Genomic DNA, 13312 nt, shown 5'->3' on the forward strand with positions numbered 1-13312 from the left:
TTCTTAAAAGCCATTGTTTTGACTTAACGTTTTGAACCAGTGACCTGATTTTTTAATCGTACGCTCTTGAGTTTCTAAGTTTAGTTCAACTAAACCGTAGCGGTTCTTATACGCATTTAGCCAAGACCAGCAATCCACAAAGGTCCATAACATATAACCGTGACAATTAGCTCCGTCTTCAATGGCTTGATGCAAGACTTTTAAATGGTCCTCGATAAATTCAATGCGGTAATCATCTTGGATAACGCCGTCTTGTTTGAATTTCTCTTCGCCTTCAACACCCATACCGTTTTCAGTTAAAATCCATTCGATGTTACCGTAGTCTTCCTTAATCATCATCGCGATGTCATATACACCTGGTTCATAAATTTCCCAACCACGATGTGGATTAATTTTACGGCCTGGCATCACATATTGTTCAAAATAGTAGTCTAAGTTTGTTGGACCAGCCACATCATTTGCCGCATCTTCTGAATCTGCGGAATCTTCCGGCGCTTGAACGCGTAGTGGTTGATAATAGTTAACACCTAGAAAATCGACCGTATTCTCACGAATCACGTCTAACTCTTCCGACGTATAATCGGGTAGTAAATCATGTGCTTTAATAATCTCCACTAACTCTTCAGGATAATAGCCATTAACGGAAGGATCCAAGAAACTCTTTGCTTGGAATAACTCGGCAATACGAGCTGCTTTTAAATCCTCTGAGCTATCACTGCGTGGATAAGCCGGTGTTAAGTTTAAAATCACACTAATACGATGCGCTGGATTCAAACGGTGGCACGCTTCAACAGCTAAAGAACTTGCCAATTGCGTGTTATAAGCCACTTGAATCGCTGCTTTCAAATCAACTTTGGCTGGGTAGTGGAACTCTCCTAAATAGCCCGCTTCAACCGGTACAATCGGTTCGTTGAAAGTAAACCAAGTATCGACTAAATCGCCAAACAGTTCAAAACACTTGGCAGCATAATCACGAAAAGCATAAACCGTCTCCTTGTTTTCCCAACCACCCTTAGCTTGGAGCGCATAAGGTAAATCGAAATGATACAAGTTGACCATCAATTTGATGCCCTTGTCATTAATTCGCTTAAACACCTCACGGTAAAACTCGACCGCTTTGGGATTAATTGCGCCCACTCCTTCCGGAATTAAGCGCGACCATTGAATTGATGGTCTAAAGGTCGTATGACCCGTTTGTTCGAGTAACTCAATATCTTCTTTATAGTTTTTGTAAAAAGTAGAGGTGCGGTCTGGACCGACTTGATGATGGAATTTCTCTGGCGCAATGCTGAACCAGTAATCCCAATTACTCATGCCCTTGCCATCCCCTTGTTCAATGCCCTCACTTTGTGGTCCGGAAGTAGAGGTTCCCCACAAGAAGCCATCTGGAAACTTATACATGTAATTCCTCCTTCAAGGTCTTTATCTTCTCAACGAGTTGCGGTTTAGCCGCTTTGATTGCTTGAATCACTTTTTCAAACTGCGGTAAATGAACTTCATGAGCCACTAACATTTCCTGTAATAATTCTTCGGTTATTAAACCGTTCTCAATTAATGGATTTAATAAAAAGGCTTGATAGGCTAAATCATAGCTACCTTCAATTGCAGCTTGGATTGTCAATTCTTCCATCGCCTTAATCGTTTGCACATAACCTCTAGCAAACACTGGCAAGTCAGGTGACGTTAAAGGAATTGGCCCTTGAGCGGTAATCACACAGGTCGTTTCAACCACCACATCAGCCGGTAATTCCTTGACGGCTCCATTATTTAAAGTAGACACAACTAATAATTGATGCGTATTATTCTCAATCGCATTAACCAACTCACAGGCGACTTCACTATAGAATGCCCCTCCACGCTCTTCCAAAGCCTTAGGCTTGGTGACTTGCGTCTCATCGGCATACACTTCAAACAGTGACTGCTCAACCTCTTTAACTTGTTGCGCCCGAATCTCACCACGCTCAAACTGCTCTAACATATCCGCTAACATCTCTTGTTCTAAAAAATAATAACGATGATAGTCACAAGGCAATAAACCAAGCGCTTTCAGCATTGGTGTATTGAAATTCATATTAGAAATATTCTTGACCGTATAATCCTTTGTCTGCGTGCCATACAAAGCCTCGATGACTTCCTGAGTTCTCTCATTGCCCGCTTCATCCCACACTTGATGGAAATGAAAATGATTCATACCTTGATGACGCAAGGTTAAATGACCTATCTCAAGCACGTCACTGGCTGCACGCTGTTGCCCAACCGGTATATTACATAAACCAACCGTGCGCTTCCAACCTAAATGTTTGATAACTGCCTCAGTCACCATTCCCGCTGGATTAGTAAAGTTAATTAACCAAGCATTTGGACACTGCTCTTTCATATCGGCCACAATGCCTTTGAATACTTGAATCGTACGAAACGCTTTCAGAATACCACCGGCACCGTTCGTTTCTTGGCCGATCATTTGGTGAGTTAAAGGAATTGCTTCATCCAAAATTCGCGCATCCATTTGCCCGACACGAAACTGTGTCAACACATAATTCGCCCCAGCCAGTGCTGCATGACGATCTAAAGTAGCCGACACCTGCCATTGAATCCCCGCCGCCTTCAACATCCTCTTTGTAAATGCTTCGATTATACTCAACTTCGCTTTCCCTTCGGGAACATCAACCAACACAATCTCGTCGATCGCTAAAGTTTCCTTGCGAGCAATTAAACCACTGATTAACTCAGGACTATAACTTGACCCGCCACCAATAATCACTAACTTCATGAGTCATCAATCCTTTTATAATGCACCTTTATCATAATTTTCTAACCTCTCAGTGTAAACACTTTTATTGTTAATCTTCTTCCGTCATGAACCGGAAACTTCCTGACATGATACTATGAAGTTATTAATACATTTAATAAAACGAATGATTCAATCAGAAACACACACCTTTTCAAGGGAAAATAAGACCTCAAAACTCTAACCTAAAAACCCTCCATTGTGTTTCCACAAAGATGGAACCGCTCAACTAGATTGTTCAAAAAGAAAGGGAGTAAGCAAAATAAACTCGTAAATAATTACTACTCCTGTTAAAAACTGTCTTCAAGAAGAATTATCTGTATAGAAAATAAGCACACTTACTCAAAAAAATACGCTGACTCCATCTAGTGTCTTTTATATAAGTTAATCAACTTTATTTTATTCTAACGACCGTTACTTCCATATCGCTCGCGTCTTCTCGCTTAATTGAATCTCAAATAGGACGCCGTGCAAAGCGCTACATCACCTTGGTGTGATATAGCAAAGCGATACATCACCTGGAAGTGATATAGCAAAGCGATACATCACCTGGAAGTGATATAACAAATCGCTACATCACCTGGAAGTGATATAACAAAGCGCTACATCACCTGGAAGTGATATAACAAAGCGATACATCACCTGGAAGTGATATAGCAAAACGATACATCACCTGGAAGTGATATAACAAGTCGATACATCACCTGGAAGTGATATAGCAAAGCGATACATCACCTGGAAGTGATATAGCAAAGCGATACATCACCTGGAAGTGATATAACAAGTCGATACATCACCTGGAAGTGATATAACAAAGCGATACATCACCTGGAAGTGATATAGCAAAGCGCTACATCACTTGGAAGTGATATAACAAGTCGATACATCACCTGGAAGTGATATAGCAAAACGATACATCACCTAGAAGTGATATAGCAAAACGATACTTCACCTGGAAGAGCCATACTACCTTGGAAAGCTAACCAAACTTCACTCCTAAAGCTTGTCACGATTGAAGTTCAAATCGGACTTGTCTCTAAATACAACCTCTCCCCTCACCCAAAGCAAAAAAACACGCTCATCCTATCAATGATTAAATCTCTTCAATCATTTAGATAGAACAAGCGTGTTCGCTACAATTTAATTAGTTTGATAAATTTAAGCTTTTTTGACGAATTCTGATTTCAGTTTCATGGCACCGAAGCCATCAATACGACAATCGATGTCGTGTCCATCAGCGGCATCAAAAATTAATTTAATATTCTTTACTTTGGTTCCAAGCTTAATAGCAGTTTTAGACCCTTTTACAGGTAGATCCTTAATCACAACGACATCATCGCCGTCTTCTAAATCATTCCCATTAGCATCTTTAATTGTAGCTACTGCAGTTTCTTCTGCAGCTTCAGCTGCTGTCCATTCATGTGCACACATTGGGCAAACAAATAAACTTCCATCTTCGTAAGTGTATTCTGAATCACACTGTGGGCAATTTGGTAAAGTATCCATAAATCAACCCTCCTATTTTATTTACTAGACAATATTCTACCATGTCTTCAAAAATAATACGACAGCTTAAATTGCCAACTTTTTAGTGATAACTAAGCACTTTCAACAGCTACTAAAAAAGTTGCCACAAGCCCTTACTTTAAAGCGTCAAACTTCTCTTTCATGGTTGGATTATTCCTAACCAGTTTCTTGACAGTCAAATCTTCCGCTTTATTATTAGCTAAACGTAAATTATTTTCAGAGGATAACAAAGCTTCCTTTGTTTTTTGGAGATTTCTAATTGTCTTATCAATCTCATCAATCGCCGTCATGAATTTTCGACTAGCCAAATCGTAGTTTCTCGCAAAGCCAGTTTTGAAGACTTCTAAGTCTTCTTCGAAGTTCGTGATATCAATCGTCTGTTCACGCATCAAGGCAATCTCTTGTTTATATTCTAAAGAATTCATCGCCGCATTACGCAATAAAGTAATAATCGGAATGAAAAATTGCGGACGAATTACATACATTTTAGGATACTCATATGAAACATCGACGATACCGTTATTGTATAACTCATTATCTGCTTCTAACATCGACACTAAAATTGCGAATTCACACTTTTTGTCTTGACGGTTCTTATCGAGTTGTTTGAAGAAATGTTCATTTCTCTTCTTAGTAGCTGTTTCGTCACCTTCGTTTTTCATCTCAAACATAATTGAAATAATTTCATTACCATATTCATCGTGTTCACGGTAAATATAATCGCCCTTACTTCCTTTAGAAATATCATTATCTTTTCCAAAATAAGCATTTTTAAAAGCTGTCATGCGCAAACGGTTGAACTCGATCTCGCAATGCTGTTCCAAGGTTTCGCCAATCATTTTCGTCGATTGCTTAGCCTTAAAATCTTTATAGAAACTAATAGTCTCGTCTTTCATACGCAATTCATTTTCGTATTTATCCTTTAAGCTATTTTTCTCTAGCTCACTTTCCTTATGATGCAGATTAAGTTGCGATTGCAAGGCCATTAACTCTTTTTCCTTGGTGGATTGAATCTTCGTCAATTCCAATTGCTTCTCATTCTCGCTCGACTGTAAGCGCGATTGTAACTCAGCCAAAGTTTGATCTTTCTCGCTCAGAGCCTTTTGTAAATCCAATGCTCGTTCTTTTTCTTTTTCACGAGATTGACTTTCCAAGGCTGCGATTTGAGCCGCTTGTTGTGTCAGTTGCTCCTTCAGACTAGTTTCAACTTTCGCAACCGCCATCGCTTTTTCTTGCTCATGTGCACGCATCGACGCTTGCATTTCTGCCAGCTCTTTTTCTTTTTCTGTTAACTGTTTATCAAAATTATTTTTAGTTTGTTCTTCTATTAAGGCTAGTTGACTGTCATGTTGCAATTTAGCCTGTGCTAATTTCTCATGAATTTCCTCATGAAACTCCTGGTTACGCACTTGATTGAGAATATCCGCATAGCTTGCCTCATCAATCGTAAACACGCTCTGACAATGGGGACATTTAATTTCGTTCATTCAATCTTCCTTTCAAAATTACATTCACTCTATTATATTAAGTTGCTTGCCTACGAATCACAATCTTGTTCTTCCCTGAATTTTTTGCTTTATATAAAGCAGCATCCGCTACTTTAAATAACTCAATCGGACTCGAGCTGTGACGTGACATCCCCGCAATTCCACAGCTTCCCGTCACACCATTATTATTCATCTCAGAAAAACTCAAACGCTCAATATTTAACAGAATCTCTTCACACAAAACTGAAGCGGCATCGACTGACTTCTCCGGAAAAACAAACACAAATTCTTCACCACCAATTCGAAAGGCATAAAACTCATCCATCGCTGCTTGACGAATAATATAAGAAATCATCAATAATACACGATCACCAACCGCATGCCCATAGGTATCATTGACTTGTTTAAATTCATCAATATCTAGTACCGCTAATGACAATAACTGATATGATGCACGACAATCTTCCATAATTTTAGGCAGCATGTCTTGGTAAGCCTTACGATTATATAAACGGGTTAAAGGATCAAGCTTCAATTCCAGCTCTAACTGTTCGTTATTTTGAATGATATGTTGATAATTAGTATAAGTCGAACGACTATGTAGAATTTGAACTCTAGCCAATAAACAAGCCCCGACTAACATACCTGAAGCAGTCAACACCTGAGTCCAACTGTCGAAAGTACTACGCGAAGTCCCATACATCATATACGCACTCACGAGCATTAAAACCTGAGCAATCAAAAAGATCTGACGCGTTAACCTGAAATTAGAAAATAACGTAGAAATTAAAACCGGAGCGATAAAAGAAGCTAATAAAACACTCGCTTGACGATACTGCAGACACAAACAGGCACAAAAGAAAATCAATAAAATAATGGCCAAATACTCCTTCACCAATAAAGGCAGTCGCCAAGAATTCACCAGCCAGTTCACTGAGAAATTGGCCGTCAACATCCAAAAAGTCAGCAGAATTCGCTCAACAAAACTCACATCGAAATGAACGGATTCACTCACAGACGAAGCATAAAACCACAATGCAATGTGCGCCATAAAATTAATAGCAACAATCCAATAGGACACTGCAACCAACTGCTTAACCCAATAATCCTCACTTGCCTCAGACTCACGACGAACAGAAAAAGGAATTCTACTCACAGCTTACGTTGCCCCCTAAGCACTCATCAAGCTTAAACAAGAGCTCGATAAATTTTGTCAGTTAATTGATAGATTTCTTATAATATATCACATTTGGTATTCATTAGTATAGCTATTCTTTCAACAATGCAACCGCTCGCACAGGGGACCCATCCCCGCCTTTGATATTCAAAGGCAAGCCAAAAAAAGAAAAAACACTCCCTCGTGGCAAACAATCCAAATTCACCAAACCCGTATAAGTCACAATCCCCTGCCCCAACAAAGCTCGCTCCAACTCAACACTCAACTCTCCTCCCACAAAACCCGGACCCGAGTCAACAATCTTATCAAAATAAGCCCTCCCAATTTCTTCAGTAAAAAACAAACCCAACCCACTTGGCCACTCAGCGTCTAGATCAACGACCATCCCTGAACCAAAAAAACGCGTCAAATCCATCTCATCTAACCGGCTCCCCTCAGGATGCATATGCGAAAAAGCATCGACATGCGTCCCAGTATGGCTACCTAAAGACAGCTGCCGTAACTCCCAACTCTTCTCTTCATAAGTATGAACAACTTCAATTGAAACAGCAGGGTCTCCCGGATAAACCGGCATCGCGTCATACAGTGGCGCGCTTAAATCGATTACTTTCATTATTTGACTCCTTTTTTAAAGTTAAACTGAGCAATGTTTATAATGCATAATATACTCTTGATGTTCTTTGTTATAACCGGCTTCCTTGAATCCTAAGCTCGTTAACAATTGCTTCATCACCTCGTTACCTTCCACATAATCAGCGACAATTGTTCGCTCTGGGTAGTTGAGGGCTGCTTCTTCAATGAGTGTCTTCATGGCTTGACGCCCATAACTTTTGCCTTGAAACTGTTGACCAATCATTAGTCGCCAAATCAATAACTCCTGACTATCGGCTTCAATTTCTAATAGGACAAACCCAACCACTTCCTCCTCAAAGTATATCGCATTTGGAAAACAATCATTATTCTCGCGGTAAAGCCAACACTGTGCCAGTGAAAACACATTGTCCGATAACCATTTTGCTTCTTTTTGAGTAGGTGTCATCTCTAGTTGAACGACCGCCATAAAATTACTTTCGTCTACAGCTTTTATTTTAATCATCGTAAAACTCCTCGTCAAAACGTACTAAAATTAGCTTCTCATTTCTTCAAGTAAAAATCAATTGGCAATTAACTGCTTCTGTCATTAGCCGCTAATTTAAAACCATTCTATTTTAGAATGATATTTGGCCTTAGGTAAGCTATAATGAATTTAATCTTATTTCGACTTAAAAGGAGTGCTCTTTCATGAAAATTGCTATAGTAGGTGCTGGTGCGAGTGGTTCCACACTCGTACGTAAATTTATTCAAGCGAGCGAGGTGTTAAACTCGCTGCACATCGATGTCTTCGAGAAGCGTGATCAACTTGTCGTTGGCCAACCGTATGAACAAGATACGACCCAAGCGATTATGAACGAGCATGCGCAAGATCTTAGTATTCAAGCGGACCAACCAAGTGACTTTCTTGATTGGTTAGGCGATCATTATCCAGAATTAGCCTTTAATGATGCTTTTCCACCGCGTACTTATTATGGGGAGTATTTGAGCGACCGGTTACTCCCCTTCTTTCATCGGCCACAAGTCAATGTGATTCCTGAATCAGTTATCGACTTAGACTGGCAAGGCGACAAACAAGGATTGCTGACTGATACTGGTCGATGGTATCAAACCTATGACGCTGTCTTTTTCACGATCGGTCATCCGCCTTATGCTGACCGCTATCAACTCAGCGGCACACCCGGCTATATCAATCACCCTTACCCCATTCAATCCGTTCTCAATACACTTGATCCTAAAGCGCGTGTCGGCGTGATTGGCAGTGGACTGACTTCGATGGATGTGATTAAGTATCTTTTGAAAGAATATGATTGGCAGGAAACGCCTAAATTATTTATTCGTGATCAAAATCCCTTTAGAACGGTTAAGTTCAAACGATTCCAAGGGGAATTACAGATGACTTTTGCTCCCGAATGGATCACCGACCAAAGAAACGAAACGGGACATATCGCCTTAGATCTCATGGTCGAAACCTTTCGCAAGGATTTGGCAGACAACGGCATCGATTTCAAACGCCTGATTCATCTTTATGGTAAAGGGTCCCTGGCTGAAGTCGAAAAAGCACTACAAGACCCTGACCTAACTCTAGGGCAAATTCGACGATACGTTGTGCGGTTAACCCAATTATTGCCCGACCTATACAATGCCTTGACGCCAAGTGACCGTGATAATTATTCTAGAAATTATGAGGCTATCTTTAATCATTTCCGCAGCCAAATGCCTGTCGAGTCCTTAAAGAATGTTATCAATGCCTTGGGTGAACATTCTTTAGAACTCATTACGGACGTCCAAAGCATTGACTATGAAGATAATATCTACCATGTTAAAACAAAAGCTGGTGAAAAACACCTAATGGATGTGTTAATAAATTGTGCTGGCTTCCAACTAGATTTAAAAGCCGCTAGCAACTTCGATTTATTGTTAAACAATTTATATAATAAGGAAATTTTCACGCCCTACTACCGTGGAGGCATTGCCGTCACTTGGCCACAGTGCCAAGTGCTCAGTAATAAATATGGTACGATGCCCAACACTTTCCTACTCGGACATTGGATTTCACCCATCCACTATGGCAATAACAATATTCACTTATGCATCAAACAAGCCGAACGCGTGGCCGATGATTTTATCCAAAATCATAAAAACTAAACACGAATCTAGTTTGTCTAACCAAGCCGACAAACTAGATTTTTCTTTTTATCTGGTCTGAATGATCAGCAAATAAACTATCTGATATATCTAAGGAGGATTGCTTTATTTTTAATACCAAGTATAATGGTATTCAGTTGTTAATATTTGGGGGTATAGCTCAGTTGGGAGAGCGCTTCGCTGGCAGTGAAGAGGTCGTCGGTTCGAGCCCGTCTATCTCCATCCTTTATACATCCAAAATAAAATAGTCCTTATCCGGTATAAATCTGGATAAGGGCTATTTTTGTTATTAGTGAGTCACAATTAGTCCTAATAAAGAAGCAAATTGAACAGCTTGGTGTGACGAGACGCGACAGCCTTTCAGATTATCAACCGAGACACTCAGGCGATCAAAGGTTGATGTGCTGATATCAATGCCTTTAAGGGGCGTTTGTTCAAAGGTCGCTTCATTTAAATCACACTGATTAAAGGCAATTTTCTTAAATTTACATTCGAAGAAGTCTGCATTTTTTAAGATGCTTTCGTCAAAGTGAACACTTTCGATTTTCGCATGACTGAAGGTGCTGAAATTGAGAATCGAGTGTTTGAATGTCACATGATTAATATAGGCATCAGGAAAGTTACTACCGAGCAACTTACAATTAATAAATTCTACTCGGCGCATAGAGGCCCCCATGAAATTTACATTCGATAAATCACAATTTTCAAAGCGCACATCGAGTGCATCAAAATGATTGAATGTTGTTTTCATGAATTTACAATTTTTAAAGACAACTTGATCGAGATTAATTCGTTCCATCGACTCATTCTCGAACTCTGCTTCAACTATCAGACAGCAATCAAGACTAGGGTCCTCATGTTCGAATACGTCTTGAAATGCACTTACTTCTAAATCTGGTGCAACTTTAGGGAAATCAATTTTCATTCTTGGCCTACTTTCAACAAACTATTTATCTTCTATACTAGCACATCACGCAGCAATTAACCGCCTTACTTAATTCTATTAGACAGTGTCAATCACTCAACATACATGACGGCATAAGTTAACGACTGACTTTCTTAACTCATTAGTTACTAACGTTTCAGATGAGTTATTTCTTTCAACTAGCGACGTTTAGGATAGTCTCGTTCGACCTGAAGAAAGTGCTGTTTGTCAAAGTTTGCTCCCCCCATTTACAGCTTATAAACCTAAATAAACAAACAGCGCCCTCCTTTCTTATGATCGGAGGGCACTTCTTGTCAAACTTCTTTCAATAAATCGAGACGGTCAAATTTAATTTTGACTCGGTAATCACCAATCTCATGATGAATTTTTGCTTTAATGATTTTTAATAATTCTTCATCCGTTTGTGCCGTATTATCTGGTAAGACGACATCAAATAAAATAAGGTCTTGTTCATTTGATTTTTCAACTTTAAAATCATGAAACTTCACTTCTAGATGCAATGACTTTAGGATTTGTTTAATCTGACGATAAATCGCGGTATCATGTTCACTTTGAATGGCGATAGGATCCAGATGGCAGACTAACTCGACCGCAAGTTTTTCTTCGAAATCCGTTTCAATATTATCTATCACACGGTGGGCTTTTTTGATATCCCAACTATCATCGATTTCGATATGAATCGTTGCGAAAATTTGATTAGGGCCATAACTATGGACTAGCAAATCATGATAACCAACAATCGAATCGTATTGATCTAACAATTCCTTCATCTGAAGAATTTCTTTCTTCGATGGACGCGTCCCTAGTAAATCATTACTGGATTCACGAATCGCTTGAAATCCGCTGTAAATAATCACGATCGATAAGACAGCTCCTGCATAACCGTCAACTTGCCAGCCCGTCCACATTTCAACTGCCGTAGCGACTAAAACTAAGCCCGTCACATAAACATCGTTTGTGCTGTCTTGAGCCGCACTATAGAGGGTATTGGATTGAATCGATTCTGCAGCCGTTCGATAAAAATTCCCTTGAACGACTTTCGCGATAATTGATATAATCAATAAACCAAAGACTAAGGGCGATGCAGTCAAGCTCGATGGATTCATAATCTGATTAATTGACGTTGTAAAAAATTGAATCCCGACATAAATAATGATGACCGAAATCAATAAGCCACTAATATACTCAGACCGCTCATGTCCATAAGGATGTTCCTTATCCGCTGGCTTAGATGCTGCTCGAAAACCCAATAAGGTTACCAATGACGATGCTGAATCTCCTAAGTTATTCATTCCGTCCGTTATAATTGATAGGCTCCCAGACAAACTCCCTGCTAGAAATTTGATAACAAACAGCAGTAAATTTGATACAAGTCCTACAATCCCAGCGATAACACCCACACTTTTACGCGCTTCTTCCTTCGTCCCATTCATTGAATATTTATTAATCCATATATTAAACATAGCCCACCTCACTTAACTCGTTGGAAAACAGAATAATAGAGTATCATATTTTGACCACTAATGAAAGCGACAGTTTCTTCTCCCATTATACACCACTGACACAATAGGACCATAAATACCCCGCTTGATAAAACATAGAAAAACGTCTAAGTTAGCTAAACTAAGACGTTCTTACTTTCGATCGCTTTTTAATAACGTAAATCAAATTCTAAACTTAAGGGTTCAACAAACTGAAAGTGTTTCTGTGTGAATTCATAAATCAGCTTTCTCAATACATCAATAGACGCTTAGCTAGTATCATGCAATAATACCAGCATATCAACACTCAGCTGTTTTTAAACTCTTTGTAAAAAAAGGTCACTCATTGGAAACTCAACTTTCCAAAGTCATGATCACTTTGAAGCTTGATGGGTGGAAGTCAAACGATATCGAGAATACACTAAGCCAGTGATTTGAATCGATTCCCAGACATCTATTTAAGTCCATCACTTTTGATTGTGGAAAAGAATGTTGCATTTGGAAAAACCTAAGCAACCAACATGATATCGCCATCAATTTTGCTCATACTGGCCCCCACATCACAGCGCGGGCTGAATGAATAGTTTACCGGGGATCTTTCGAAAAGATAGATTGCCTAAGGAAATGGATTTCAAATTAGTTAATCAAATGTTCATTTCTTCCATCGTAAACAAACGGAACCATATCCCTAGATAAATATTAAATTATCAAACACCTTATCAAGTATTTTTGAGTGACATGGATGAAGACATTCTGTCTGACTTAATTTGACAAACAGGATTGATTAAATCTACTTCCAGCCAAAAAACACGCTGACTTGAGCAAACTCAATTTAGCGTGCGATTCCTTTCAATATATAGGTTTAATGGTACATTTAAAATCATAAGAGAAAGCAAATTCTTTTTGGATGTGTCTTTATTTACATACTTCTTGCAGAATTCTCCAACATCGAAAAAAAGATTCCAAAGCGAGTATGCTTTGAAATCCTTTAAGTCTTTATAATTTTCTTCTGCCAGTAATAAGTTGGAACACAAAGATGATACCGGCGATGACTAATAGTGTATGAATCAATCCACCACCAATTTGTAGTACCAAGCCTAATAGCCATAATACAACCAATACGACAATTATTGTCCATAAAATATTTCCCATTATTTTCACGCCTTT

11 protein-coding genes, 1 tRNA gene and 1 pseudogene are annotated in these 13312 nt (G+C 39.2%); 3 read left to right on the forward strand and 10 right to left on the reverse strand.

The features are described 5' to 3' along the window. Window positions 1-3: 3 nt before the first annotated feature. The 7 genes from ACTQ45_RS09870 to ACTQ45_RS09900 form a co-directional block, all read right to left on the reverse strand. Window positions 4-1401, reverse strand: coding sequence for a glycoside hydrolase family 1 protein (locus ACTQ45_RS09870; RefSeq protein WP_441763577.1), 1398 nt, complete (start codon window positions 1399-1401; stop codon window positions 4-6). Then, complete coding sequence (locus tag ACTQ45_RS09875; protein WP_441763578.1) at window positions 1394-2770, reverse strand: 6-phospho-beta-glucosidase; 1377 nt, start codon at window positions 2768-2770, stop codon at window positions 1394-1396. Before ACTQ45_RS09875 ends, ACTQ45_RS09870 begins: the two co-directional genes overlap by 8 nt. A gap of 1176 nt (window positions 2771-3946) precedes the next feature. Next, window positions 3947-4294, reverse strand: coding sequence for a zinc ribbon domain-containing protein YjdM (locus ACTQ45_RS09880; RefSeq protein ID WP_441752393.1), 348 nt, complete (start codon window positions 4292-4294; stop codon window positions 3947-3949). 134 nt (window positions 4295-4428) lie between these two features. Further along, window positions 4429-5802, reverse strand: coding sequence for a DUF2130 domain-containing protein (locus ACTQ45_RS09885; RefSeq protein ID WP_441752394.1), 1374 nt, complete (start codon window positions 5800-5802; stop codon window positions 4429-4431). 37 nt (window positions 5803-5839) lie between these two features. Beyond that, entirely contained in the window at window positions 5840-6958 is a 1119-nt protein-coding gene (locus ACTQ45_RS09890; protein WP_441763579.1) for a GGDEF domain-containing protein, read from the reverse strand. Window positions 6959-7070: 112 nt separating this feature from the next. Continuing rightward, complete coding sequence (locus ACTQ45_RS09895) at window positions 7071-7592, reverse strand: cyclase family protein (RefSeq protein ID WP_441763580.1); 522 nt, start codon at window positions 7590-7592, stop codon at window positions 7071-7073. 21 nt (window positions 7593-7613) lie between these two features. Further along, entirely contained in the window at window positions 7614-8075 is a 462-nt protein-coding gene (locus tag ACTQ45_RS09900; RefSeq protein ID WP_441752397.1) for a GNAT family N-acetyltransferase, read from the reverse strand. Between the two features lie 185 nt (window positions 8076-8260). Between ACTQ45_RS09900 and ACTQ45_RS09905 the strand changes: the two genes are divergently transcribed. Beyond that, on the forward strand, window positions 8261-9718 hold the full coding sequence (locus ACTQ45_RS09905) for an FAD/NAD(P)-binding protein (RefSeq protein ID WP_441763581.1): 1458 nt from the start codon (window positions 8261-8263) through the stop codon (window positions 9716-9718). A 149-nt stretch (window positions 9719-9867) separates the two neighbouring features. Beyond that, window positions 9868-9940, forward strand: a tRNA-Ala gene (locus ACTQ45_RS09910). A 67-nt stretch (window positions 9941-10007) separates the two neighbouring features. On the opposite strand, the gene ACTQ45_RS09915 is transcribed toward ACTQ45_RS09910, so the two are convergent. Continuing rightward, window positions 10008-10643, reverse strand: a complete 636-nt coding sequence (locus tag ACTQ45_RS09915) for a pentapeptide repeat-containing protein (protein ID WP_441763582.1) — start codon at window positions 10641-10643, stop codon at window positions 10008-10010. A gap of 314 nt (window positions 10644-10957) precedes the next feature. After that, a complete protein-coding gene (locus ACTQ45_RS09920; protein ID WP_441763583.1) occupies window positions 10958-12127 on the reverse strand; it encodes a cation diffusion facilitator family transporter in 1170 nt (389 codons plus the stop codon). A 361-nt stretch (window positions 12128-12488) separates the two neighbouring features. On the opposite strand from ACTQ45_RS09920, the pseudogene ACTQ45_RS09925 reads away from it, so the two are divergent. Beyond that, window positions 12489-12916: pseudogene (locus tag ACTQ45_RS09925) on the forward strand (IS30 family transposase); the annotation flags it as partial. A gap of 225 nt (window positions 12917-13141) precedes the next feature. Here the strand turns inward: ACTQ45_RS09925 and ACTQ45_RS09930 are convergent. After that, window positions 13142-13297 carry a lmo0937 family membrane protein gene (locus tag ACTQ45_RS09930; RefSeq protein ID WP_441752401.1) on the reverse strand — a complete coding sequence of 52 codons (156 nt, stop codon included), beginning with the start codon at window positions 13295-13297 and terminating at the stop codon, window positions 13142-13144. Window positions 13298-13312 lie beyond the last annotated feature (15 nt).

Origin of the sequence: Fundicoccus sp. Sow4_D5 (assembly GCF_052116365.1) — a bacterium.
GTDB lineage: Bacteria > Bacillota > Bacilli > Lactobacillales > Aerococcaceae > Fundicoccus.